27 protein-coding genes are annotated in these 25,565 nt (G+C 42.7%); 5 read left to right on the top strand and 22 right to left on the bottom strand.

What is annotated here, in order from left to right; translation table 11 throughout:
- Nucleotides 1-49 precede the first annotated feature (49 nt).
- Complete coding sequence (locus D1B31_RS08970; protein WP_338036461.1) at nucleotides 50-1,156, bottom strand: class I SAM-dependent methyltransferase; 1,107 nt, start codon at nucleotides 1,154-1,156, stop codon at nucleotides 50-52.
- A 6-nt stretch (nucleotides 1,157-1,162) separates the two neighbouring features.
- Nucleotides 1,163-1,801 (bottom strand): MBL fold metallo-hydrolase, encoded by a 639-nt coding sequence (locus D1B31_RS08965; protein WP_118920443.1) that lies wholly within the window; start codon nucleotides 1,799-1,801, stop codon nucleotides 1,163-1,165.
- A gap of 172 nt (nucleotides 1,802-1,973) precedes the next feature.
- Between D1B31_RS08965 and D1B31_RS08960 the strand changes: the two genes are divergently transcribed.
- The gene (locus D1B31_RS08960) at nucleotides 1,974-2,141 is read left to right on the top strand and encodes a DUF2759 domain-containing protein (protein ID WP_118920442.1); all 168 of its coding nucleotides are present in this window, start codon (nucleotides 1,974-1,976) and stop codon (nucleotides 2,139-2,141) included.
- A gap of 437 nt (nucleotides 2,142-2,578) precedes the next feature.
- On the opposite strand, the gene D1B31_RS08955 is transcribed toward D1B31_RS08960, so the two are convergent.
- From D1B31_RS08955 to D1B31_RS08865, 19 genes are all read right to left on the bottom strand, one after another.
- Nucleotides 2,579-3,739, bottom strand: a complete 1,161-nt coding sequence (locus D1B31_RS08955) for a YqgU-like beta propeller domain-containing protein (RefSeq protein ID WP_118920441.1) — start codon at nucleotides 3,737-3,739, stop codon at nucleotides 2,579-2,581.
- 81 nt (nucleotides 3,740-3,820) lie between these two features.
- Nucleotides 3,821-4,957: a M14 family metallopeptidase gene (locus D1B31_RS08950; protein ID WP_118920440.1), complete on the bottom strand. Its 1,137-nt coding sequence runs from the start codon at nucleotides 4,955-4,957 to the stop codon at nucleotides 3,821-3,823.
- 114 nt (nucleotides 4,958-5,071) lie between these two features.
- Nucleotides 5,072-6,043: an ROK family glucokinase gene (locus D1B31_RS08945; RefSeq protein WP_118920439.1), complete on the bottom strand. Its 972-nt coding sequence runs from the start codon at nucleotides 6,041-6,043 to the stop codon at nucleotides 5,072-5,074.
- The gene (locus tag D1B31_RS08940; protein WP_118920438.1) at nucleotides 6,040-6,264 is read right to left on the bottom strand and encodes a YqgQ family protein; all 225 of its coding nucleotides are present in this window, start codon (nucleotides 6,262-6,264) and stop codon (nucleotides 6,040-6,042) included. Before D1B31_RS08940 ends, D1B31_RS08945 begins: the two co-directional genes overlap by 4 nt.
- Nucleotides 6,265-6,312: 48 nt before the next feature.
- On the bottom strand, nucleotides 6,313-7,875 hold the full coding sequence (locus D1B31_RS08935) for a rhomboid family protein (protein ID WP_118920437.1): 1,563 nt from the start codon (nucleotides 7,873-7,875) through the stop codon (nucleotides 6,313-6,315).
- Between the two features lie 168 nt (nucleotides 7,876-8,043).
- Nucleotides 8,044-8,235 carry a hypothetical protein gene (locus tag D1B31_RS08930; protein WP_118920436.1) on the bottom strand — a complete coding sequence of 64 codons (192 nt, stop codon included), beginning with the start codon at nucleotides 8,233-8,235 and terminating at the stop codon, nucleotides 8,044-8,046.
- A gap of 72 nt (nucleotides 8,236-8,307) precedes the next feature.
- Nucleotides 8,308-9,258 carry an L-lactate dehydrogenase gene (locus D1B31_RS08925; RefSeq protein WP_118920435.1) on the bottom strand — a complete coding sequence of 317 codons (951 nt, stop codon included), beginning with the start codon at nucleotides 9,256-9,258 and terminating at the stop codon, nucleotides 8,308-8,310.
- Between the two features lie 538 nt (nucleotides 9,259-9,796).
- Entirely contained in the window at nucleotides 9,797-10,546 is a 750-nt protein-coding gene (locus D1B31_RS08920) for a DUF92 domain-containing protein (protein WP_240035224.1), read from the bottom strand.
- A 35-nt stretch (nucleotides 10,547-10,581) separates the two neighbouring features.
- On the bottom strand, nucleotides 10,582-11,145 hold the full coding sequence (locus tag D1B31_RS08915; RefSeq protein WP_118920433.1) for a 5-formyltetrahydrofolate cyclo-ligase: 564 nt from the start codon (nucleotides 11,143-11,145) through the stop codon (nucleotides 10,582-10,584).
- Between the two features lie 61 nt (nucleotides 11,146-11,206).
- Nucleotides 11,207-11,356, bottom strand: a complete 150-nt coding sequence (gene rpmG, locus D1B31_RS08910; RefSeq protein ID WP_082036235.1) for a 50S ribosomal protein L33 — start codon at nucleotides 11,354-11,356, stop codon at nucleotides 11,207-11,209.
- A 56-nt stretch (nucleotides 11,357-11,412) separates the two neighbouring features.
- Nucleotides 11,413-12,054, bottom strand: coding sequence for a hypothetical protein (locus D1B31_RS08905; protein ID WP_118920432.1), 642 nt, complete (start codon nucleotides 12,052-12,054; stop codon nucleotides 11,413-11,415).
- 231 nt (nucleotides 12,055-12,285) lie between these two features.
- Complete coding sequence (gene phoU / locus D1B31_RS08900) at nucleotides 12,286-12,972, bottom strand: phosphate signaling complex protein PhoU (RefSeq protein ID WP_118920431.1); 687 nt, start codon at nucleotides 12,970-12,972, stop codon at nucleotides 12,286-12,288.
- An 11-nt stretch (nucleotides 12,973-12,983) separates the two neighbouring features.
- Nucleotides 12,984-13,802: a phosphate ABC transporter ATP-binding protein PstB gene (pstB, locus tag D1B31_RS08895; protein WP_118920430.1), complete on the bottom strand. Its 819-nt coding sequence runs from the start codon at nucleotides 13,800-13,802 to the stop codon at nucleotides 12,984-12,986.
- A gap of 18 nt (nucleotides 13,803-13,820) precedes the next feature.
- Nucleotides 13,821-14,705 (bottom strand): phosphate ABC transporter permease PstA, encoded by an 885-nt coding sequence (gene pstA, locus D1B31_RS08890; protein WP_118920429.1) that lies wholly within the window; start codon nucleotides 14,703-14,705, stop codon nucleotides 13,821-13,823.
- Nucleotides 14,706-15,653 (bottom strand): phosphate ABC transporter permease subunit PstC, encoded by a 948-nt coding sequence (gene pstC / locus D1B31_RS08885; RefSeq protein ID WP_118920428.1) that lies wholly within the window; start codon nucleotides 15,651-15,653, stop codon nucleotides 14,706-14,708.
- 102 nt (nucleotides 15,654-15,755) lie between these two features.
- Nucleotides 15,756-16,709, bottom strand: a complete 954-nt coding sequence (locus D1B31_RS08880) for a PstS family phosphate ABC transporter substrate-binding protein (protein ID WP_118920427.1) — start codon at nucleotides 16,707-16,709, stop codon at nucleotides 15,756-15,758.
- Nucleotides 16,710-16,916: 207 nt separating this feature from the next.
- Entirely contained in the window at nucleotides 16,917-19,067 is a 2,151-nt protein-coding gene (locus D1B31_RS08875) for a peptidoglycan D,D-transpeptidase FtsI family protein (protein ID WP_118920426.1), read from the bottom strand.
- Nucleotides 19,068-19,216: 149 nt separating this feature from the next.
- The gene (locus tag D1B31_RS08870; protein WP_118920425.1) at nucleotides 19,217-20,434 is read right to left on the bottom strand and encodes an MFS transporter; all 1,218 of its coding nucleotides are present in this window, start codon (nucleotides 20,432-20,434) and stop codon (nucleotides 19,217-19,219) included.
- 199 nt (nucleotides 20,435-20,633) lie between these two features.
- Nucleotides 20,634-21,242 (bottom strand): superoxide dismutase, encoded by a 609-nt coding sequence (locus D1B31_RS08865; RefSeq protein WP_118920424.1) that lies wholly within the window; start codon nucleotides 21,240-21,242, stop codon nucleotides 20,634-20,636.
- Nucleotides 21,243-21,568: 326 nt separating this feature from the next.
- On the opposite strand from D1B31_RS08865, the gene D1B31_RS08860 reads away from it, so the two are divergent.
- Nucleotides 21,569-22,264 carry a Crp/Fnr family transcriptional regulator gene (locus D1B31_RS08860; protein WP_118920423.1) on the top strand — a complete coding sequence of 232 codons (696 nt, stop codon included), beginning with the start codon at nucleotides 21,569-21,571 and terminating at the stop codon, nucleotides 22,262-22,264.
- Nucleotides 22,265-22,338: 74 nt separating this feature from the next.
- On the opposite strand, the gene D1B31_RS08855 is transcribed toward D1B31_RS08860, so the two are convergent.
- Entirely contained in the window at nucleotides 22,339-22,821 is a 483-nt protein-coding gene (locus D1B31_RS08855; RefSeq protein ID WP_118920422.1) for a DUF456 domain-containing protein, read from the bottom strand.
- Between the two features lie 164 nt (nucleotides 22,822-22,985).
- Between D1B31_RS08855 and D1B31_RS08850 the strand changes: the two genes are divergently transcribed.
- From D1B31_RS08850 to ispG, 3 genes are all read left to right on the top strand, one after another.
- Nucleotides 22,986-23,762, top strand: coding sequence for a DUF1189 domain-containing protein (locus tag D1B31_RS08850; protein WP_240035223.1), 777 nt, complete (start codon nucleotides 22,986-22,988; stop codon nucleotides 23,760-23,762).
- Nucleotides 23,763-23,985: 223 nt separating this feature from the next.
- On the top strand, nucleotides 23,986-24,309 hold the full coding sequence (locus tag D1B31_RS08845) for a LysM peptidoglycan-binding domain-containing protein (protein ID WP_118920420.1): 324 nt from the start codon (nucleotides 23,986-23,988) through the stop codon (nucleotides 24,307-24,309).
- Between the two features lie 99 nt (nucleotides 24,310-24,408).
- On the top strand, nucleotides 24,409-25,521 hold the full coding sequence (gene ispG, locus D1B31_RS08840; RefSeq protein WP_118920419.1) for a flavodoxin-dependent (E)-4-hydroxy-3-methylbut-2-enyl-diphosphate synthase: 1,113 nt from the start codon (nucleotides 24,409-24,411) through the stop codon (nucleotides 25,519-25,521).
- Nucleotides 25,522-25,565: the final 44 nt, after the last annotated feature.

Genomic DNA, 25,565 nt, shown 5'->3' with positions numbered 1-25,565 from the left:
TTCTATATTTGCCCACAAAACAGCCGGCGGCTATAGCCCCGGCTGTTTTTCATTGTTGAAACAAGTTTTCAGCATTCATTTGCAAACCTTTTTCCTGAATCAATACACGAAAAGCCGTACTCATCCCCGTAGGAAGGACAAGGCTTCTGATCGCCCTGTTTCTTCTGCTCGTTTCAGAAAATGGATTGGGGTCGTAATTTTCCTCAAGCTCCTTTAAAATTCCCGCGGATATTAGGAACTCATCCTGCCTCAACAGGGCAAGCGAGTTAAGCCCTAAATCTTTTCCGGCCTTCTCTAAGGCATCGAAATGTATATGGGAAGTAATATCCATTCGCCCTGGATTTTCCAATACACTGTGATGCATTTGGTGATTCATATAACCACGCAGGCTGCCTTTTTTCCTTGAAGGCCATCCCCACTCCTCTGCTGTATAGCCATAATCGATCGTCACAACAAGACCACTGGTGAGCAAGTTTGCGACTTCCTGAACCATCGTTCCCATCGCCAGCGGGATTTCAATTCTCTGACCCTCTGTGATCCTTAAACTGTTCTCATCAATAAACGAAGCTATGGCTCTATTTGTTAATGGAACTAGCTGTTCGACTAACTGATCCTCTTGATAACCTACCATTGCTTCCATTAGATTTCCTTCTTTTCGTTCAACTACATGAACAGGAAGCGCATCAAACAACTCATTTGAAAAAACCAAGCCATTAAAGTTATCAATATCTTTAATAGATTCATATTGAGTGAAGCCCGGGAAACTGCCAAGAGCTTCCTTTTGCAGCTTCCTATGGAAAGGGCTAGTCTCCACAATAAGATAAGATAATGGCTTTTCCTCATTCTTAACCCATTCATCCATAAACGCTTTTGCAAAACGGCCGTTGCCCCCGCCGATTTCACATACAGACGGTTCAATTCCATGCTTCCCTACAAGCCATGAGAACCATTTTGAAACAATTCGGCCAAAAATATCTGATACATTGCTTGTTGTAATGAAATCGCCGGCACGTCCGATTTTTTCCGTTTCGCGCATATAATAGCCATAATCGGGGTGATAGAGAGCGAGTTCTATAAATTCCGCATATGATATATGGCCTCCTTCAGCCTCGTCTATGATTTTTTTCAAGTGGTCAAGCACTTGGATCCTCTCCAAACTGTCTTAATTTCTGAATCCATGTAAAAAAGGATTTGCCGCCATTTCATCTCCAATTGTCGTCACCGGCCCATGACCAGGTAAAACAATTGTCTCCTCTGGAAGCTCAAGCAGCTTTGTATGAATACTCTTCATTAATTCCTTTTCATTTCCTCCTGGAAGATCCGTCCTGCCGACACTTCCCATAAACAGGGTGTCTCCAGAAACGACGATACCTTTTTCTGCAAAATAAAACGTTACACTTCCTGGAGAATGGCCAGGCGTTTCAAAAACTTCAAAGGAAAACCCACCTAACTCCATTTCCCCTTCGTGTTTCAGCAAATGTTCTGCATCCCTGACCCTTACTTCACCACCAAGAAAATAGGCTGAGCCATTCCGGGCAGGGTCTGCAAGCCACTTCTTTTCGTTTTCATGGAGATAAACGGGAATATTGTAATGATCCCTAATTGGATCGACTGCGCCAATATGGTCGAAATGGGCGTGTGTAAGCAGAATTGCCACTGGGCGCAACTTCTTTTCAGCTAAAATTGCTTTAAGTTTATCCGCTTCTTCCCCAGGATCAAAAATAAGGCATTGACGATGTTCGTCATGCAACACATAGCAATTCGTCTGCAGTGGGCCTAAGGGAATCGGAAACCAATTCATGAATAAAAACCTCCAGTTGTACACATTGATAGCCTTATTGTACACTAATACTCGACAAAACAAATAAAAAAATATAGAATGAAAACGGATGGAAATGATTGTTTCTTACATAGAAACTGTGTAATTGACCGGGCTGCACAGCCCGCGACTATATGGTAAAGGGGGCTTTATAATGGGGCTAGTGATCATTTTCGCGCTTGTAACATTGTTGGCAGGGTATAGTTCATTTACTGCATTGAAAAACAAAAACTTTTTGGGCTTATTTTTTGCCGCAGCTACTTTCCTCGTATTTGGCTGGTTCACTTTTATGACCGTATGGAAAGATGGCTATCCAATCTAATATCCGAACAAGACTGCCGGCTTCCGCCGGCAGTCTTTATTTTATTTTTAGGAAACTATAGAATTCGCAACTGTGGATAACTAATTTACCAAGCATGGCTACATCTAGCTTCAGCGCCTACGCGTGCGCAAACTTCAGGTCTCCTCCCTACGATAAGTCATCATCGAATCGCTCAGTGCTCCTGCGCCATAGCATATTCGGGAAGCTTACCTTCAGCTCGTCGCAAAGCCCAGGAAGCTTTTCACGAATGCTAATTCATGAAGTACTGCAGGTAGTAGCTTCGCTCTTTGTGATTCCTTTATCTCAGTCGAAGCCCTTCCAGTTTGTACGGCGATGACCACAAAGGAAAGCTTCTGGGCATAATCATCGCAGGGACAGGCGGTTTTTGCCTGTCACGAAGGCGCTTGCGCTTTTGTTCTTGGATTTGTTAATTTTTCTTACTCCTGAATAAGATTGAAGATCTTTTTGGATTCAATATTAAGAATCCTTTCAAATCGAAAACCATAAAGGTAAGCCCTGCCGCTTGGCGACGATAAAATAGGCTGATTATCGATTCCTTCCATTATGACGTCCCGGCCCGTCTCATTGCCGACCTGATATACAGCTAAGGTAAAGCCTTCCGTATACGTATCAGCTTCACCGCTTTTCAAAGGCTCAAAGACTGTAAACCTCTGTTTGTCTTCTATAAAGTCCATATAAGGGACAAGCCAGCCGGAAAAGCTGGACAGATGCGGTAATTCGAGTGAATTAACTTCATTGAATTTTTTATCATAAAAAGTAAAAACCGCTTTTTCCAAATCCGTTCCACTAGCCTGAACGGTTAACAGATAATCTTTATACGACTCGATCCGATAAATATGATCCAGCTTAACTGTCTCTTTGCTGCCCCCGATTTCTTGAATAGCAAGGGGAGCAAAGAATGAAGGAGATTCATCGTTCCAATCAAGGTATGCTAGTTTATTTTCACCAATCCATTCAACGAACGGTTCTGATATAAGAACTTCCTCAACTGTTTTATCGGATGTGTCCATCTGATAAGCACGAAAGGACCAATCATCCTGAAAAGCGACAATGAGTGCCGTATCGTTTTTATAAGGATTCCACTCGGCATGGAGCTCGGTTGAAGGAAAGGATTGCCCTGAAACAATATCCCCTTTCAGATCATATATGTTAACAATGGCTTCATATGAAGAGGAGGAAGTATGAACCAATATCATTGTCCGGTCATAATTAAGGGAAACCTCTGCAATCGGATGGTCCGTTTGAAGAATCAGACTGCTTTCACCTTTTTCCAGGGAATAAGAATAAAGATTTGAACCAGATTGTAAATTGGACACAAAGATTAGTTTACTGTCATCCAGCCACCCAAAAACCTTGTAAAACTCTCCCTCCGGCACTTGAATAGGGAGCTTCCAATCCTCCACTGCCATCCTCACTTCCTGAGTCTTCCCCTTTGTATCACCAGTTGGTGATTCTGGCTGCGTCTTTATATTTTTCGAATCTGAACATGCCGCCAGGGTCAGGAAAATTAGGCTAATGAGTGCCAGCCTGGCAGGCAATCCAAGATGAATGATTTTTTTTAGAAAACTTACGCCCATTCCCTTCCCCCTTACTTTATCCGATATACTTTAGACGTTTGGTAACTTAGAAAGTTTCAAAAGATTTGCATTTCTAGTAGATTATCGCCAGTTAAGCGCGGAAATAAAAATACCTTTAATTTGATTGTATATTTTATTGTATTGCGATAAAGGAATTGGATTAATGCCTTTGCCCAACTCGATTGTAAATCCAGGTTTTCCGAATTCCTGGATGAACCAATCCTTAAAACCTGCATGACTGTCTATCGAACGAACAGCCTTGTAGCCGCTTGATTTTGAAAAGATTGCAGCAAGTTTTTCAGAATCCCCGGGTTCTCTCCCCCCATATCCCCAATAAAATTCCTCCCCTTGAGTATGAAAGGCGATTACCATGTCAAATTGGCTCTCCCTTACAAGCTTTGCCATTGCCGCCACTTCAGGCTCAGATAGCGGTTTATTACCCGGATAATCACGTGCTGCCGGTGATTTAGGCTCTTTTCGTCCCTTTTCGATTTCCCAGTTGGCAGGAAACTGATTGTTTAAATCCACCCCATTACAATTTGCCTTCCAGCCAGAAAAGTCAGTGCTGCCATTATTCATTTTTAAAAGGTTTTTTTCAAGGCCCTTAGGAGGCCCGTTTATCACAAGGCTTACTCCATCGGGGTTTACCATTGGAACGATGGAAAGCTCCACGCTCCTATAAGCGCCCATCGCTTCTGCGCCATGTAATCCTCCATTGTTTGTTAAGGCAATCAGGTAAGCATTTACTAGCTCCATAAGAACTCCACTCGTAATCCACTCATTTGCATGGAAGGAAGCATTTATGTGAATTTTTCTATTCCCTTTGCCGATTTTGATCTCCTTAATAGGATTTCCAAGCACGCTTTTGCCAATCTCCCTTACTGAAGCATACGGATAAGCTTGTTTCAAGACAGCTAAATCCCTTTCCAAAATTTCGGGACTATATTCCATCCGCCCTACTATTGCGGGAGAAGTATGCTTCCATAGCTTCTGTTTATTTTCCTGGAATGTTCTTTCGACTGAACGGATCGCTCCCTGATTTTCCTCTTCCTGAAAACACGAAGGGAGCAAAGAGAATCCTGGTATGTTAATCTCGTCAGGCAAAACAGAACCTTGGTCAAAAAATTCCTTATTAGAATCAATAATCAGTTCAGTAGGGAGGTTAAAAAACGCACTGATTTCGTAAAGTGAATCAAAGTCTTTCGTCAATATTCTCATGATTTCCTCCTCCTGTATGTTGGTTCATCCGTCCTTATTTCTTATGTATGAACCAGAGGAAGAATCATTCCGTTGAATAATAAAAAGGCTCCGATTCAAGGAGCCTTTTAATCGTTAATACGATGCTCGATCTTTGACCAGCCAAGCTGCACCAATGACGCCCGCGTCATTTCCCAAAGTGGCTAAAGCCAATTTCGTTGTTTCCCGAACCCTCGGAAAGGCAAACTTTTCGAATTGCTCCCTTACCTTTTCCACAAGGAAATCACCCGCTTTGGACACTCCCCCTCCAAGAACAATCTTCTCGGGATTAAGGGTGTTAGCAATGTTTGCCAGAGCCAACCCTAAATGGAAAGCTACTTCATCAATCACCTTTAACGCATGAGTATCTCCATTTTTCGCACATTCAAAAACATCCTTGGCAGTAATCTGTCCATTATCCGCAAAAACCCTGCCCATTTCCCCTGCATCACCGCTGTCTACTGTCTCCTTGGCAAGTCTGACAATACCTGTTGCCGAGGCAATTGTTTCGAGGCAGCCAGTCTTACCGCAATTACACTGCGCTCCGCCAATCGGGATGGCCGCGATGTGGCCAATTTCTCCGGCTGCTCCACTCGTGCCCTGGACGATATGGCCGTTTGCAATGACGCCGCCACCTACCCCAGTTCCAAGGGTAACGCACACAAGATCTTTAGCCCCTTCCCCGGCACCTTTCCACATTTCACCAAGGGCGGCGCAATTCGCATCATTATCAATCGACGCTGGCAAATTGGTTTCGACCTCAAGAATATCCCTCAAAGGATAATTGTCTCTCAAGCCGAGGTTAACCGTATTGTAAAGGATGCCCTTACTATAATTGACCGGCCCGGGCGCACCCATTCCGATACCTGCCAGCTTTTCCTTCGTTTGCCCGATTTCTTCAAGTTTTTTATCTATCGACTTTGCTATGTTGAGAAGAATATTTTTTCCTTCATTCGAATTATCCGTAGGGATTTCCCACTTGTGGATGATTTCCCCATAAACCGATATAAAAGCAAGCTTTGTCGACGTTCCTCCCAAATCGATTCCCGCCAGCCACTTTTCCATCATTCTCCATCACCTGATTTTCTAGTATTTTTTTCTTTTTCCATCTGAATTTCATGTCTTAATAACATAAGAGCATTCTGGAATTCCTTCGTTTCAATCAACTGGGAGTTATGCATTTCAATTAACTCTTCTTCCATTAGTTCCAGATCGGCCAGCCTGCTGCCAACGTAGATGATTGTTCCATACTTTTTTAAAAATTGTTGGATTTCATAAACACTTTTCAAGTTCTTCCCCTACCATCATGGCGTAATATCTTTATAAAAAACTTTTCTCTATCTTCGAGGGTTCTTTTTTATCGCTTTTTTTATTTCAGCGACGAGATTTTTATATTCATCTCGGCCAGGCTTGATTGCCGCTGCCTTTTCCGCATGTTTCCCTGCAAGCTCAAGATTTTCTTCTTCAAGATAAATGAGTGCAAGATTGTAGTGTGCTTCAGGGAATTCCGGATCCAATTCAATCGCTTTTTGCAAGTGAAGCTTTGCTTCGGGTAACATCCCTTTTTTAATCTCCGTAAACGACAGCATGAAATAAGTTTTCTCTGTCACTGAACTGTTGGTTTCAAAAGCTTTTAGAATTTCGTAAGCTTTGTCGATATTTTCCTGGTTGATATACTCTTCAGCAAGCAAAATGACCGACCGTTCATCTTTCGGTCCCAACGCTTTTTGGAAGCCATGCTGAAGAAGGAGGCCCACAATCAAAATGGAGGCAGCTGCAAAAGCGATCTGCATGACAGGCCTCTTTTTCTTTGGAAAATGAACAATACCCGCAGCAAGAAAGCCTGCTGCAAGCCCTCCTATGTGCCCTGCATTATCTACCATTGAAACCGAAAATCCAAAAGCGAGATTTAGAACAATGATAAACAATACGGTCGGACCCATCGTCCGGTAAAAAAGCCTTGGAAAGACTAAACCAAAATAGAGGAGCGCGCCGAGGCACCCAAATATTGCCCCGCTTGCGCCTGCTGATAATTCATGACTGAACAAAAAGCTTGCAAGCGAACCGCCAAATCCCGCAAATAAGTAAACAAATAAAAAACGGGCGCTTCCCATCATTCTTTCGACCGCTGTTCCAACAAAATAAAGGCCGAAGGTATTCATAGCCAGGTGCAAAAGCCCTATGTGAAGAAAAATAGGAGTGAAAAACCTCCACCATTCACCGTTTAATATTAGGGGGTTGAATTTTGCACCGAATTTTAAAAGAGTGGATGGGTTTGTGCTTCCGCCATTCAATTCAAGAATAAGGAAAACGGCTATCTGAATGGCCATAAAGATATACGTGAAGAAGGGTTTCCCTGCTTTGAAAATAGCTTGTTCCTTTTCAGTTTCCCTCCTGGCATGCTCTAGCGTTTTCCTCTTTACCTCTTCAATCGCTTCCTGGCTGTAGTCAAGTGTATGTAAAAAATCCAAGTCTTTTAATACAGTCAGATAGGCCAGCTTCTGTTCAGCATCTTTGTATGTATCTTCAGCAAACAATATGGAATGGACGAGCGTTTCAGACATGCGATCCCTTAAAATGAATGGCTCTTCGGCCATTGTGGCATAGTCGTCTACAGGCGGATATTCGCTGATATAAATGTTTACCAGGGGCAGCCTACGCAAGTTCATTTGTCTTCTAATCCTTGAGCCCGTCAAAGCTGTTGTTTCTATATCCCGTACCATCCAATTGCTCCAGGAAATGTCACTGCGCAATAAACGGACGATTGGAGTTTTTTTATTTTCCTTTTTTTCAAGCCATAATTCCTGCTGATTAGGAAAGAGCTTCACGATTCTGTAGCCTGCCTGAACGATAAAAAGCTCCGCAAGCTTCCAAAACACATAATCTTCTTTTTTGTACAAAAGCTTCCCCTGCTTTCTTCAGGTTTATGTAAACACCCGAATATCCTACATCTATCATAACCATTATAAACGAATTCCCTAGCTACAAGAAAGAAAAACAAAACTCTCGCTATAATCCCACTACCTCATCGGTTTAAAGTGATGACGATAAAAGCCCGAACCGTTCAGTTACCGGTTCGGGCTTCCAAATACTGACTCCATTAATTTTTTCTTCGTTCCAGGCATGCCCATAATTGTGCTGACGGCCATCTTTCTAATCCAGCCGGTACCCAGAATGAGATTCATTAACCTGTACCTGTAGCGGTAAATGGCATACCCGGCAGTTCCAATCATTAAAATTGAAGAAATTGCTCTGCTCATATTATTCCCTCCCGTATTAAATTCCCCTTTAGGAAAAAATTTATTCTGGAGAGATTGGTAGGAAGTATTGATTTATTGCCGCAAAACAGGCTCCAAATTCTTCTTAAGGACATTGACCGAATGAGCAAATTTGTCGTTTTCTTCTTCATTTAAAATAAGCTCAACAATCTCCCTGATTCCGTTCCGGTTAACAATAGCCGGCACACCAATAAAGACGTCATTGTGGCCATATTCCCCTTCTAAGTAGACTGAAACAGTCAGTACAGAGTTTTCATTGTCAAGTATCGCCTTTGTCAGGCGGACGAGTCCCATTGCTATGCCATAATAGGTGGCCCCTTTTCTTTCAATAATATGATAGGCTGCATCCCTGACATTCGGGAATATTTCTTCCAAATCTTTTACATCATTATTTTTCGTCCATTCAGAGATTTTTTTCCCTGCAATATCAGCGTGGCTCCATACTGGAAGCTCTGTGTCTCCGTGTTCTCCAATAATATACGCATGGACATTCCTGGGATCGACATCGAAATGCTGGCCAAGTAGGAACCGATAACGCGCTGTATCAAGTATTGTACCGGACCCAATAACCCTCTCCTTCGGCAAACCGGAAAACTTCCAGACCGCATAAGAAAGAATATCAACCGGATTGGTGGCAATAAGAAAAATGCCATCGAACCCGCTGCCCATCACGCTATCGACAATCCCTTTAAAAATCCTGGTGTTTTTCTCAACTAGGTCGAGTCTGGTTTCGCCCGGCTTCTGGTTTGCCCCCGCACAAATTACAACAATATCGGCATCCTTGCAATCTTCGTAATCCCCAAACCAAATATTCGTTTTAGATGGAACAAAAGGAAGCCCGTGATTTAAGTCCATGGCATCGCCCTCTGCCTTTTCCTTATTAAGATCAAGTAGGACAAGTTCTTCGGTGATCCCCTGATTTAGAAGTGCAAACGCATAGCTGGAACCGACAAGTCCCATCCCGATTATTACAACCCTGTTTACACCTCTGTTTACACGTTTCATCCCATTACCTCCTTTAATTTTGGTCGTTTCCGGAGTTTCTTTCTAAATAGGTTGAACTAGGTAATTTCTTTTCAAGTTGAATCTTGGTTGATTTGCGCTTCACAAAGGAAAGCTTCTGAGAATAAGCATCGCACGGACACAAAGGAAAGCTCCCAGGAATTTGCATCGCAGAGACAGGCGATCTTTGCCTGTCGCGAGGCGGTTTTTGCCTATCACGAGGCACTTCGCTTTCCGCGGGGCGTCAGTGGAGCCTCCTCGGCGCGTTGGCGCCTGTGGGGTCTCCACCTTGCCGCCGCATCCCGGAGGACAAATAGCTTCCACGAATAGTCTTTGCACGAAGGAAATGCGATAGCAAAAGGAAAGCTTCCGTGAATTGGCCTCGCAGGAATTATGCGATAGCATAATTCACGATTTTCGAGGAGTCTTCGTGCCTTCCGCTTCAATCAACCTGCTTCCTTGGCTCATTTGTGTAAAAATTAAGTTCAACCTATATAGTCAAAAAAATTGTTAAAAGGGCAAATAGTTGTATTGCTGGCATTTATTTAAAAGCCAATAGAATAAAGGTTCCCCATGCGGCCATTAGTCCAGATAAAAAATTGACCATGTCATTATCTAGCACGGCATTTCCCTTGATCTTTATCGTTCTCTCCCCGCAATGGACCGCTTTTTCTGTTTCGAGACCGCATTCTTTACACCTGTAGAGGGCTTGAAAAAATGCACCCATGACGGTGTCGAGTACATTTCCTATAAACCCGAATAAAAAAATGATCATCCCATATGCAGGTGATAGTTTATAAAGAAATACCGCCAGAATCGAAATCAAAGCGGACCCGAAAATGGCTGCAAGTGTTCCAAGAGAGCTGACCGCACCCGATGTCCCCCTTTCAGCTCTTTTTAAGCTGAGGATGCTGACAGGTTCGCGTCTGCTTAATGACCCTATTTCAGAAGCCCATGTATCCGAATTGGCACTCGCGATGGCTGACGCAAAACAAATAATCCAAATTGGATCCGACGTAACGAGGAATAAAAGACTGCAGAGCGCCCCGGGACCGCCGTTTGCTGCAACCTGTCTCCAGTCCCTTCTCGAGCCTTTAGCCAATTTCTCCTCTATCGATGCTTTCTTTACTTCTTTAAATTTTGACCATAAGCTTGAGGTGGCAAAAAAAGCGCCAAGAAGAACTAGACCTTTAGGGCCTGCGCCTGCGAGTGTTGCGAACCCCGTTGCAACCGCAGCTAGTGCACCGGATTTTGTTAGCGACTTTAGTTTCCATCCTGCCCATGAAGCCAAAAAAATGAGCAAGATACTACTTATCTTCCCTGTTATCATGGAACTATAACCCTCTGTTCGGTAATGACTTTCCTTACAGGAATATCATGTATTTCGACAGGAAGATGATCGATAATTTGACAAGAAAAGGCGAGCGATACAGTATGGCCGTTAAAGCCAGTCAGGAACCGGTCATAATAGCCTCCGCCAAACCCAACCCTGAAACCTTCAACAGAGAATGCCAGACCAGGAACGATTAAGCAGCCAATATCTTCTGGGCTCGCCAATTCAGTCTTCTCTACCATAGGTTCTTTCAGTCCATAGTAAACCGTCTCAAGCTGGGAAAAATCAGACAAATACCTAAAATCCATTACTTTCGCCTTGGGAATACATTTAGGTACAGCAATCTTTTTTCCTTCCCGCCACGCTTGTTTAATAATTTTATATGTATCCACCTCAGGAGGCCTCGAAATTGTAATACCAATCACTTTTGCCTGGATCCATTCCTGCTGTTCAAATAGACTTTCAGCAATTTGAACTGACTGGTCTTTATAGTCCTGGCTATCAAGCCGCTTAAGGTGGGACATCATTTCTTTCCGTGAATTACGCTTCTCTTCCATAGTCATCCCCCACGCCCCTTTATTTTTAGACAACAAAAAAAGCAGCAGGAAGCCCTACTGCTTATTTTGTTTCACGATGTAATGTAACGCGCTTTTCCCTGGAGCAGTATTTTTTAAGCTCAAGGCGATCTGGATTATTGCGTTTATTTTTCTTTGAAATATAGTTACGATCTCCACAATCTGTGCAAGCTAACGTAATATTTACGCGCATTTTTTTCCCTCCAAACACAAAAGCTTGTTCGTTGATACGACCTTTTTATAATATCACTATTCTTTTGGAAATGCTAGTCTGTTTTTCAAAAGTGCCGTGTTCAAGGAAAGGAGTTCATTTTTATTCTTCCCGCTAATACACCATGTAGTGGCCCTTATGATTTTGCCAGGAGGGATGGCTGCCTCTCTTGAAAGGACGCTCGCCGGATTCCCTTTTGCCATGGGCGTATATTTAAGTGTCCCTTTTTGCTTGCATCCCCATATTCCATCAAGGCTTGAGTGCCAGGACGGAATAACAGTTGTTTCCCATTTTTCGTTCGAACTTGATCTGCCATCTACAAGATATAATTGCTTTCCTGCTAGATGAAATACAATATCATCAGCCGGAGAAATGAACGAAAAATGATCTTTAAGAACGGATTGACAGTAATGCAAGGCCAATAGTTTTACATGTTTTTCTGTTTTGCTATGGTTATAAACAAAGTAATTTACCATGTTAATTTTAGAATGAGGGTGTTCAACTGATATTTTCATGGAAATTTCCTCTTCCATTAAAACAAATTCCATCCTGCCATGATTCCAATACGTCTTTCCAGAAGTCCATAAGCCGGGAGTCAAATCCAGCTTCTCGACTTTGGAAACTGGCGTTGAGCTTTTGTGAGTATTTACAGCCATCCAATCAACATTTGTCTTTGACATTCCAACAACCGCCTTTTTAGGTAACTAACCATTATATTCATACGGCCCCGCTTTATGACCGCTTTCCTTACTATTTATGGTAGCACCTCATTTGAAGCCGGACAATGAACGCATTTTGTCGGAAAACGCCTTTCCTTATCCCAGCGCTGTCCAAGCTTCAAAAAAAATATTTTTGTTGTTTCTTCGACAAAAAGCTGATTGAATGCAGCGGAATTTTGACAATGTATATCCTTAACTGTTTAATTCAGACTGTTTACCTGTAACGAGGTAAACAACCTGTTCGGCAATATTGGTGGAATGGTCGCCAATGCGTTCAATATACCTGCAAGTAAACGCCATCTGCGTAATCTGGTTTGTTGCGCCAGGGTTTGCAGGAATGTATTCTAGCAGTTCATGAACGAGCCTTCCATACATCTCATCTACTACGTCATCGATTTTCGCACACTTTCTAGCAAGGCTCGCATCTTTCTGAAGAAGTGATTTTAATGAACAGTCAAGCATTTCCAGAGCTAAGTCTTTCATTTTAGGAATGTCTTCTATTTCTTTGATATGCTTTTCAGATCCAATATGCATAGCAGACTTGGCTATATTCACGGCATTGTCGGCAATCCGCTCTACTTCGGATGAAATTTTCAAAACCGAAATGATTGCTCTCAAATCAGTGGCAACCGGCGACTCAGTCGCAATGAGCAGGATTGCTTTTTCATTGATTTGCAATTCGAGATCATCAATCTGTTTGTCACTCTGAATGACTTTTTCAGCATGCTCCATGTTTTGAGAAACAAGTGCTTCAACTGAAGCTTCCACTGCCGCTGTTGCCAGGCCTGCCATTTCCATCAGCATGTCATTCAAGCTTTTTAAATTGCTATCAAAATTGGTCCTCGTACCCAATGATTTCACCCCATCCAAATTTTTCATGAGTGCTCTTATTACCCGAAACGGCCTGTAATATAATCCTCTGTGCGTTTGTCGGCAGGATTAGAAAAGATTTTTCCTGTCTCTGCAAATTCAACGACTTCCCCATTGAGGAAAAATGCGGTTTTATCTGATATTCTGGCAGCCTGCTGCATATTGTGAGTAACAATAATGATGCTGAAGTCCTTTTTCAATTCCTGGACGAGTTCTTCAACTTTCAAGGTTGAAATTGGGTCGAGTGCCGAAGTGGGCTCATCCATCAAAATGACATCCGGCTCGATGGCAAGGCACCGGGCGATACAAAGCCGCTGTTGCTGGCCTCCGGAAAGCCCATAGGCGTTTTGATGCAGTCTATCTTTCACTTCATCCCAGATAGCTGCTCCCCTTAGACTTTGTTCAACAATTTCATCGAGGATTCTTTTATTTCTTATTCCATGAATTTTGGGTCCGTAAGCAATATTTTCATAGATGGATTTTGGAAATGGATTTGGCTTCTGAAAGACCATTCCCACCTTGGTGCGCAGATCCTCCACTTTAAAATCCTTATGAAGGATATTATTTCCTCTGTACAGAATTTCACCAGACGTCCTTACAGTGGGTACAAGTTCAACCATCCTGTTCAATGTTTTAATATAAGTTGATTTGCCGCAGCCCGATGGGCCAATAATGGCGGTTACTTCATTTTCATTAATATTAAGATTAATGTTTGTTAAGGCTTGCCCTTCACCATACCAAAGGTTTAGGTCCTTTGTTTGAAAGACTGGTTGGCCTGAACTTACCTGGCGGCCTGAATGGCTTACAGTAGTGTTTTTTCCAAGTGTTGCTGTTATCATAACCGGCTCCCTCCAGCCCTAGAATCTTTTTTGAAATTTATTACGGATAATAATTGCAATCGAGTTCATGGCAAAAAGAACAATCAAAAGAATAACAATGGTGGCAGCAGCAAGATTTGCATATTCCGCTACCAATGCGGAGTCAACCGTCCAATAATATATTTGGACCGGCAAGACCGTAAACTTGTCAAGGATACCATTCGGCAGCGGTATTAATAGTGCCGGTATGCCTATTACTACAAGCGGCGCAGTCTCTCCGATTGCTCTAGAAAGCGCAAGAATGACACCCGTCAATATGCCCGGCAAAGATGCAGGCAGGACAACATTCTTAATAGTCTGCCATTTCGTTGCCCCCATTCCATATGAGGCCTCCCTTAAGAACTGGGGAACCGCCCTGATTGCCTCCTGGCTGGCGACGACGACAACCGGGAGAACGAGTAGGGACATCGTTAATCCTCCGGCAAGGACAACAGAGCCTAAATCTAGCGCCCTGACAAATACAGTCAACCCTAATATTCCAAAAACAACAGATGGAACCCCTGCCAGATTTGAGATATTTGTCTGAATAAACGATTGAAGCTTCCCTTTTTTAGCGTATTCCTCCAAATAAATTGCCGTGCCTACTCCCAATATCATCGTAGCGGGCGCCACTACTGCCATTAGCCACAACGTTCCGTAAATAGCCCCCAGAATCCCGGCTCTTTCCGGAACTGTTGAAAGCTTATTCAGCAAAAAATCTTTGTTAATCCAGCCCATGCTGTCTGAAGCGACACGATAGATGAGGACTGCCAATACTGCAATACCAAACAGTGTGGAAAGGAGGAAAAGCATTTTTGCGAGATTGTTGGCAAACAGGCGTGTCCCCATCTTCTTTGTAACCTGTGCTTGGTCAACATATTTCATTTAATATTCCTCCCTGTATTTGCGTGACACGTATTGGGCAGCCAGATTCATAAGCAAAGTAAAGACAAACAGCGTCATTGCTACCGCATATAGGCTGTAGTACAAGGTCGTTCCGGCAGCAGCCTCGCCGCCAGTTACCTCTACAATATAAGCTGTCATAGTCTGCATTGACTGGGTCACATCAAACGTGAAATTCTTGGAGCTGCCGCTGGCAATTGCCACAATCATTGTTTCCCCAACCGCACGCGAAATCCCCAGCACGAAGGAAGCAATAATCCCTGACATGGCAGCGGGAATGACGACCCTCCACGTAACTTCAAGTTTTGTCGCACCGAGAGCAAGGGCTCCTTCCCTCATTGCATTGGGAACGGCATTCATTGCGTCCTCCGACAAGGACGCCACCATCGGGATAATCATGATGCCTATCACGATTCCCGGACTTAAAATGTTCGTCGGCTCGAGGCCGGGAATAAACGACCGCAACAACGGGGTAACAAAAGTAAAGGCAAAAAATCCATAAACAATCGTTGGGATGCCGGCTAGAATTTCAAGAATCGGTTTCAGGATTTTCCTTAGTTTATCCGAGGCATATTCACTCAGGAAAACAGCTGACATAACACCTATCGGGACAGCTACTATCATAGCGATTGCAGAAGAAAGGACTGTGCCCGTCAACAATGGAAGAATCCCGAAAACCGCGTCTTTACCAAGCGGTTTCAGTTTAGTCCCCGTAAAGAAGTCAAGAAATGGTACTTCCTTGAAAAATAATACAGTTTCAGTCAATAAAGTTAAAACAATTCCTATTGTTGTTAAAACTGAAATTGCCGCAATGCCAAAGAGGATCTTTGGTATAAGCTTTTCTGTAAAGTTTCCGATGCTGGGACTCTTTTTCTTTTCCTGTATCAGCCCGCTTATATTCAGTTTTTTCACCCCAGCGGTTTTGTCCATCATAATATCCCCTTTCACCGATTACTAACCACCCTAAACATCTTCTCAAGCCAAAAGATGAGAACATTGCATCTCATCTTTTTGGCAATCATATTATGGTCTTTATTTTTTCATTGCTTTTAAAGTTTCAAGGGATGTTTGTTTGTCTTCATCAGAAAGTGGAGCGAATCCAGTTTCCTTTGCGACATCCTGGGCATTCTCCATTAAATAAATTGCGTAGTCCAATACTTCCGGCTTTTCCTTGGCATGGTTAACATTCAAATAGGTGAAAACCGGGCGTGTAAAAGCTGCATAGTCCCCGTCTTCTTTAATGGTTTCCAACGAAGGTTCAACAGGTCCTTTTCCAAAATCAATTTTTACTGCTGTAAGCTTATCTTTATTGTTTTCATAATACCCAAATCCAAAGAACCCAATCGCATTTTTGTCTTTAGAAACAAGATCAACTAGAGTCGAATAATCCTGCTGCAGGTTAATTCCCCCTGGGAGCTCCTGCTCTTCAAGAATCTTTTCAAACATAAATTCATAAGTACCGTGGTTTTCGTTCGGCCCGTATGTTTTGATCGGCTCATTTGGGAATCCTGGACGGACATCGGACCAGTTTTTCTTGCCTTTTTCTGCTGTGAAAATATCAATGACTTCCTGCTGTGTCAGCTCCTTGGCCCACTTATTGTCTTTATTAATGACAATGGTAATGCCATCAAGGGCGACTTTTAATTCCTGTACTTCAATTCCCAGTTTATCTGCTTCCGCTTTTTCTTCGTTTTTAATGGAACGAGAAGCATTATTAAAATCAGTTCCATTTTTCGCGAGGAATTTTTTAAATCCAGCTGAAGTACCTGCTCGGCTCACTTCAACAGAAACGCCTTCCTGTTCATTGGTCATGTAGTTTTCAGCGACCTTTGCCATTAAAGGAAAAACTGTTCCGGACCCGTCAATGACAACACTGCCCTCAAGGTCGCCCGCTCCACCTTTGTCACCTTTTCCTCCGCAGGCTGCCAATACAGCCATCATAGTGATCAGAATAATTGGTAATCCAATTTTTTTTACAAGTTTCATTAACGTTTACCCCCTGGGAAAATGTTTTTTCCTTACATGTACAGAATAAAGTGTTACTGTAAATACGGTTTTAATTGAATGTTAATGTTTTGTAAATTATTGTGCCTCAGTGCCATGTTTTTATATACAAAAGAAAAAACTGCACCCCAACTGTTAGCTTTATCTAACAGTTGGGGTGCAGTGTAGGTTGTTTTTATGTTTTACATTCTATTCTCCGGAATCTTGTTGTTGTTCTGATGCATCTTCTTTTTCGGTAGATTCTTCTGTTGTTTCACCAGATGCACGTTTTTTCTGAAGCTCAAAATAAGTGTCTAGAACTCTTCGGCCAATTTCGTTATTGACTGATGGTCCATTGCTTCCCTGGTAGGCCCAAGGGATAAGCACAGCCATGGCTACTTCGGGGTTATCATATGGGGCATAACTGATCAAGCTCAGATTCATGACTTCAGGAGGAATTTTGCCGAAACGATTCCTTTCAAAGCCGTCATAAAAAGCCTGGGCTGTTCCGGTTTTCCCTGCCGGTTTATATGGAGCATTCCCGAATTTTCTTGATCCTGTACCGTCACCCTGCATAACCATTCTAAAGCCTTGCTGGACTCGTTTCAGCCATTCTTCCTTTCCATCGAGCCTGTTCAATACCTTAGGTTGGATCTCCTGGATTACAGGTCCTAGTTTATCTGTATCCATAATCGGCTCGCGAATTTCTTTGACGATATGAGGCTGAATCCTCGTTCCGCCGTTCGCTACTGTAGATACATACTGGGCAAGCTGCATAGCTGTATACGTATCGTACTGGCCGATGGCAAGGTCGAGCAGTTTTCCGCTTTGCAGTGGACCTGCAAAACCAGCCGATTCACTTGGAAGGTCAATGCCGGTCCTCACCCCGAGCCCAAACTGTCCGAAAGATTCGCGGATTTTATAAAAAGCATTGATATCCAAAGGGAGGGGCTTACGTGGGATATAGGTTCCCTTTCCGATTTTTATTGCAACGTGGAACATATACACGTTCGAAGATATTTGGAGCGCCCTGGTGTCATTAACAGACCCAAATCCACTCCTGCGCCACGAGGCTTTTACCGGAGTGTCCTTAATATACATCGGACTGTCATAGAACCGGGAGCCGGGACCGATGACCCCTTCCTGGAAGCCGGTATAGACGGTCGCGCCTTTTACGGTGGATCCGACATTATAGGAAGTCGTGAACGTTCCGTATGCATAATCGCTCCACTCATATTTTCCGGTTTTTTGGTTTTTTTCGTACTTTTTCCCTGCCATCGCAAGAATTTCACCGGTATATGGGTTTGTCAGGACAACAAATCCACGGTCAAGCAACCTTGAACTTCCCATTTGCTTGGCTTTCTTTAATTCATCCAAAAGGATTTCTTCCACAGCGAGCTGCAAATCCATATCTATGGTCAGAACAAGGTCTTTCCCGCGTTTCCCTTCGGAAATAACCTCTGTTCCAAGAATGTTTCCGCCCTTGTCCGTTTTGTTCCTGACTTTGGCTTTTTCACCTTGCAGGATTTCTTCATACTGCTTCTCAATATAGCTGATGCCGACACGGTCGTTCCGGCTATAATCCCTAGATAAATAATAATCCAGTTGTTCTCTCGGAATCCCTCTGTCCGACGACGTGACGTTCCCAAGAATCGTTTTAAGCGTATCATCATAAGCATAATGCCGCTTCCAGTCAGTCGTCGTATCGACGCCAGGCAGGTCTTCAAGGTTCTCACTGACAACCGCGAATTCTTCAGGGGTGACTCCCTCATTTTTAACAATAACCGGGGTCTGGGCGTAGTTTGAATTGAACTCGCGGAAAATGGCAAGCACTTCAAGTTCCTCGTCTGTCAGGCTGTTTATTTCCTTTTCTGTTACTCGTTCAACCTGAAGCTTGTAAATCTCTTTGTCCGTCAACTCCTTGGCTTCGTAAAGATCCCATTCTTTTTTAGTGATTTTCTTTTTTGCTTCTTCAGGATGCTTCATAATCCAGAAATCCTTTTTATCTCGGACCTGGACTTTTTTCGTATCTTTTTCAATCAATTGAGCCAGTTTTTCAGCAACCTCTATCATTTCCTGCTGGGTTGTGTTCTGATATTTTGTATAGGTAATCGCATTAAGTGGAGTATTATCTACGATGACATTTCCGTTTCGATCATACATCTTTCCCCGCGGCACAGGATTTTTCACTGTGACGTCCTCAGTCCGTTCAATCTCCCTTTTAAAGTCGTCCCCATAAACGATCTGGACAATCCCCAGCCTTAATATCAGAGCTGAAAATAGGATGAATACAGCGAAAAATAATATATTCAGCCTGAAAGGGACAAGAAGCTTTTTCTTTTTTTTCTTTTGCGCAACCATTTTACTCACACTTTCTTATAAATTCATTATTCTTATTCTAGCCGATAATCAACTTTTTTTCTATCTGGAACCACTTTCCAAATCGAGAAAAATAGTAGAAATGGCAAAGGCTGGCAAATGTTTTTGCCAGCCTTTAAAAATTTATGCCATTAGGGTGTGGAGACGTGGACCTTTCTTAAGAAGAAATAAATAAAAGTGTGGCCTGCACCGAGGAAGAGCAATAAAACCGGCAGACTTTTTTGCCAATCAAATGCGGTGACCGCAAACAGGAACAAACATATAGAAAAGATTCTTCCGGCATTCAAAAACACTTCCCTTACAACGATGTATTCAACCCTCATTTCCGCGGCTTTCCAGCTTGTACCGATTACATCATAGGTAATGGACATATACGGCACCAGAAGAATGGGATAGGCAATTGCAATTGAGGCCCCGTACATCAAGAGCTTTGCAAAGGTTACGTCCTTAAAAATTAAAAATACTGACCCATACAGGATGATCCCCCCCAGTAATATTGCCTTTTTCCTTCTCCTTTTCTTTATCAGCCTCGCTGCAGCAAAGTAGGCAATAAATGATACCCCAGAGTTAATCAGTCCAAATGTTCCAAGGGACATTTCACTGCCTGTTGATAAAAATACATAGACGGAAATGACAAAAACGAACGTACCCTCACGGAGACCTTGAAAAACATGTGCATTCGTCACAAGCCTCCAGTTATTGTTTCTCCGTCTTTCTTTAAATACCTCAATAAAAGAATACTTGCCTGAAGAGGGCCTTCGCTTCAAAAAGAAGCTTAATACTACTGCCAGTGAAAAGAGGGTGAGTGAAAGCCCGAAAACTGTCATATACCCTTTGAAATTCCCTATCCTTGTAATGATAAAACCCGAAGCCAGCGGGCCAACCATCCCTCCAGCCGAAGATAAAATACCCATGAATCCGTTAAAAAAATCCCTTGTATCCGGTTCAGTGATTTCAAAGGTCAATAGATTAAACGCAAGCCAGTAAAATCCATAGCCAATTCCTAAAAGGGATCCTAGGAGAACGAGGAAGTGTGACGCTTTAGGACCTGCCATTAATACTGATAAATAAAAAAGCGCAAGAAAGATAACCCCGACTCGAAGGACAATAACCCTGTCTACTTTTTTTGCTAATCTTCCTGCGAAAATAAAGGTCAATGGCTGAATGACAACGATCGAAAGATTATAAAGGCCAATTTCAGCAAAATTGCCTGATTGCTTCCACAAATATATATTTACGAAGGTATTTGACAATGCCACACTCAGAGAATATAGGCCACCTAAAATCAAAAGCAGTAAAAGATCCCTTGTAAACGAAATATCATCGAATAGTTTAAGTTTTTTCTTCATATGAAAACTCCCTTTGTTATAAAGGTAGTTTTCAACAGCCAGAGGATTTCTATTCCAACCGATTTAGCTAACAAAGAAAAAAATCGTTGGGCTGCCAAGCGGAACACAAAGTACAGATTGCTTTTTAAGCACAAAAAAAGGCAGAGTCACTCTGCCTTTTTTTAAAAACAACTTGAATATTATGTTAACTGCTTTTCAATTATTTTGCTTCGCTGTAGCGCTTTGCCACTTCATCCCAGTTAACAACGTTCCAGAACGAATTAATGTACTCAGGACGGCGGTTTTGATACTTCAGATAATAAGCATGCTCCCACACATCAAGTCCTAGGAGTGGCGTTTTGCCTTCCATTAATGGGGAGTCCTGGTTAGGCGTGCTTGTCACTTCAAGCTCTCCATTGTTCACAACAAGCCATGCCCAGCCGGAACCGAAACGCGTAGTCGCCGCTTTCGCAAATTCCTCTTTGAAGTTTTCAAGGCTGCCGAATTTGCTGTTAAGTGCGTCAGCCAGTTCGCCAGTAGGCTCACCGCCCCCATTTGGGGAAAGAATTTGCCAGAAAAGGCTGTGGTTCGCATGTCCGCCACCATTGTTGCGGACTGCTGTCCTTGCAGATTCTGGAACAGCGTCCAAGTTTGAGATAACTTCTTCAACCGTTTTTGAAAGAAGTTCCTCATTTCCTTCTAACGCATTATTCAGGTTGGTCACATATGTGTTGTGATGCTTCGTGTGGTGGATATTCATTGTTTCCTTATCGATGTGCGGCTCAAGCGCATCATACTCATAAGGTAGCTGAGGCAATTCAAATGCCATGGGACATTCCTCCTATGTACTATTATTTGCTTTTTGAATTTTCATAAAGCTTTGCAGGTTAAGATTAACAAATATTTTAAGCTGTTTCAAATAAAATGCTTAGGGCTAATGAATACACTTCCCTTTATAAAACAATTTCATACATCCCGTCAAACAGTTCGATCCTGGGCAAAAGTCGGAAAATTGTCATATTCAAATTTCCCGCGAGTTGTCAACGATTTAAGTCATATATCCCTTTCGCACATTACAAAAAATGTAAAACACATATTGACATGTTGTAAGTAATTTTCTTAAATCAAAGTGAAGGAATTAAAGGAGTTGCAGATATGCAAGAAAACAACGAGTCTTTATACAATTATTTAAACCAATTTTTTGGTGACAGAGAGCCTGTGCAGAAAATCAGAGCAGGCACGGTCATATTTCATGAACGGGATTTGGTTGAAAACATCTACATTATTTTAAAAGGCAGTGTTGCAATCGGCCGGGTTCATTTAAGGGGCAAGGAATTTATCCTAAAGATCCTGAATTCTAGCGAGATTATAGTTGAATATCAGCTGTTCAAGCCATCATCCCGCTATCATTATTCCGCCAAGGCGCTAAGCGATTGTGAACTTCTTGCGATAAAGCGAGAGCAATTTGAAGAGTTTATTTCAAATGACCCTTATGCGATGACCGCACTTGTTTCATGGCTCAGCACATCTTATTTAAAGGCTCAGATGAAGTGCCAAGATTTAATAATGAATGGGAAAAAAGGCGGTCTTTATTCTATTTTAATCCGGCTGTGTAATTCATACGGAATACCAACAGATGATGGAATATTAATTGATCTACCTTTGACTCACCAAGAACTTGCCAACCTAACGTATGGGACAAGAGAAGTTATCCAAAGAAGTCTAAAGGACCTAAGGGACAAAGGTATCATAAGCTATGACCAGCAAAAATTCACTGTTAAAAAACTCTCCTACTTGAGGGAAGAAGTTGACTGCCAGCACTGCGCCCATGAAATATGCGGATTAAACTAATTAAACCGGCTGCCACGATTCAAGGCAAGCCGGTTTTTTCGTTAAGCCGGGAACATTCAAACCGCCACCACTATCTATAACACGACGTTAAGAAAATATGCAACCATTCCAGCCTGAATGACCGTTTTTACCACAGCCCCGCTAATAAACCCAATAACCGAACCAAATCCAACTTTAACACTTTCATTGAACCCTTTTCTATGGACAAGCAGTTCGGCTGCGATCGCTCCAATAAAAGGGCCAACCAGGATTCCGGCAAAGGGTAAGACAAACGGTCCTGCAATAAGGCCTATCGTACTTCCCCAAACAGCCGCACTCGATCCACCATACCTTTTAATCCCAAGCAAATTTGCCGCATAATCAGCGAAAAATAACAGGATTGTAAATAATCCCTGCACCACCCAAAAAAACCAATTAAACGGCTCAAAGGAAACGAAAAAGCCATAAATTAAAAAACCCGCAAAGATAAAAAGCACACTCGGTATGACCGGGAAAAAAATCCCGACAAAAGCGACAAAAAACAAAATAATAACAATACCCAATATGAATGCATCCATGATAAAACTCCTTTTACTTCATACAGTTTCCCTTACCCAATACATAGTCAACATATGCTTCCCGCAGTCCAGCACAGCCCTCTTCCCACTGTATAATCATTTGTACTTGTGATTAAAAGAAATGAAGGATAAAATGAAAGGGCTGAATCTTTTTAGGGGTGTTAATGATGAACATTTTTAAACAATTATACAAAAGTATGTATTCCCCAAAGGACATTGCCTTTTATCGGTTTCAGGGGATAGGAAAAACAATATTATATGTTTTCCTGCTTACATTCATTTCTATCTTGCCGACATTTTACCATTTTAGCGTTGCAATCAACACTGGTTTAGAAGCCGCAGAACAAATTATCCGGAAAGAACTGCCCGATTTTGCGATTAAGAACGGGAGTCTGGAAACGGATACGAATATGCCGGTCACAATAAAACGGGATGATTTTTCGATTATTATAGATCCGACCGGTTCTGTCAGCCAGGAAGACTTGGCCGATATGGGGAATGCATTCGGTTTCTTAAAAGATGATTTCGCCCTGGCCGCTGGCGGGAGGGTCCAATCTTACTCTTATGCAATGCTGGATAACTCAACATTGGCAAAACAGGATTTTGTTGATTTCATCACGGCAATGGATGGGGCTAATTATATCATTCTGCCAATCGTTTTTTTCTTTATTCTCCTCGTTTCTTCGGCAATGAAGTTTATTGAGGTTAGCATTTTGGCAGTCATGGGGATTATGCTAAAAAACATGGGTGGAAGACGTCTGAACTATGGACATCTGTGGAGAATGGCAGCTTACAGTGTAACGATTTCAACCATCTTTTTCACAATAATGGAAGCAATGAAAACTGTAGTCCCGAGCGGTTTTCTGATAAACTGGCTCGTTTCGGCCATTGTACTTTATTTGGCAGTAAAGGAAACGCCAGCTCCGAAGAAAGCTCAATAAGGACACAAACAGCACAGCGCCCGAATGGGAGCTGTGCTGTTTTACTTTCTCTGCAAAACGAAACGAAAGTTGCCCCTTTTGTGACCGAAAGAACAGCTGAACACCGCCGTTCGGTCAATAAGTCTCGGTAATCCTTAGTTGATTTTATAACGCAGAAAAATTTTGTTCTAAAACTCCTCCATCAACATATATATGGTAAAAATCCTGGATGGAGGCCTGTCCTTTGAAAAAAATAGCTGTGGCTCTCTTTATTTTTGCCCTGATCATTAGTGTTTACACGGATCTTACAAAAGGAACACTTCCTGTAAGCAAACCTGGGTTTGCTGTTGCCAAAACAGAGCCTTCCTCCGAATTGCCCTTTTATAAGGCTACAGTCCAGCCCGGGCAAACTCTTTTATCAATAGTAGAGCAAAACCAGGGAGCAATTCCAGTGCCGATTAAGAAAATGGTTGAGGACTTTCAAGTACTAAACCCAGGGGCTTCACCCGAAAAGCTGCAAATCGGAAAAGAGTATTTTTTCCCAAGCTATTCCAAAGAGGGCTCATGATTTAAGCTCCTATCCTTGAAAGGTTACGTAGGTACTGATAAAATAATATAGTATTGCTTTAAAACATCCAATATTTTTATCAGTACGCAAAGGAGCGAACTGCAAGTGAATGAAATTACTCATCGTACAAAAACCCGTCCAGTAAAAGTCGGAAACCTGACCATTGGCGGGAATAACGAGCTTATCATACAAAGTATGACCACAACAAAGACGCATGATGTCGAAGCGACAGTTGCAGAAATCAAACGGCTGGAAGATGCCGGCTGCCAAATTGTAAGGGTTGCCTGCCCGGATGAACGCGCAGCCAATGCCATCGCTGAAATTAAAAAGAGGATCAATATCCCTCTTGTTGTCGATATTCATTTTGATTATAAGCTTGCCCTGAAAGCAATTGAGGGCGGCGCGGATAAAATCAGGATTAATCCCGGCAATATAGGCAGGCGTGAAAAGGTAGAAGCTGTTGTGAAAGCCGCAAAAGAACGCGGCATTCCAATCCGGATTGGCGTCAATGCGGGGTCGCTTGAAAAAAGAATCCTCGAAAAATACGGCTATCCTACTGCCGACGGCATGGTTGAAAGCGCCCTTCATCACATAAAAATCCTGGAAGATTTGGACTTCCACGATATCATCGTTTCCATGAAAGCCTCAGACGTCAATTTGGCCATCGAAGCTTACGATAAGGCGTCAAGGGCCTTTGATTATCCACTCCACCTCGGGATTACTGAATCGGGAACCCTTTTCGCGGGCACTGTTAAAAGCGCCGCTGGCTTGGGTGCCATTTTGGACAGAGGAATTGGCAACACATTAAGGATTTCGCTAAGTGCGGACCCAGTCCAGGAAGTTAAGGTCGCAAGGGAACTTTTAAAGGTTTTCGGCCTCTCCTCAAATGCGGCTACGTTAATTTCATGCCCGACTTGCGGCCGTATTGAGATCGATTTGATCAGTATTGCAAATGAAGTTGAAGAATATATTGAAAAGATAAAAGCACCGATTAAAGTTGCCGTCCTTGGCTGCGCAGTCAATGGACCGGGCGAGGCACGTGAAGCCGATATCGGCATTGCCGGCGCGCGCGGAGAAGGCCTGCTGTTCCGACATGGCGAAATTATCCGAAAAGTTCCTGAAGAGATAATGGTTGAGGAACTTAAAAAAGAAATCGATGCACTAGCGGAGGAATATTTTCAAAAGCAAGCACTCGAAAAACAAGGTATTTAGAACAAAATGCGCAAGCGCCTTCGTGACAGGCAAAAACCGCCTGT

Origin of the sequence: Neobacillus notoginsengisoli, from assembly GCF_003515685.1 — a bacterium.
GTDB classification, from domain to species: Bacteria; Bacillota; Bacilli; order Bacillales; family Cytobacillaceae; genus Bacillus_D; species Bacillus_D notoginsengisoli.
This window is presented reverse-complemented; position numbering and strand designations above follow the sequence as displayed.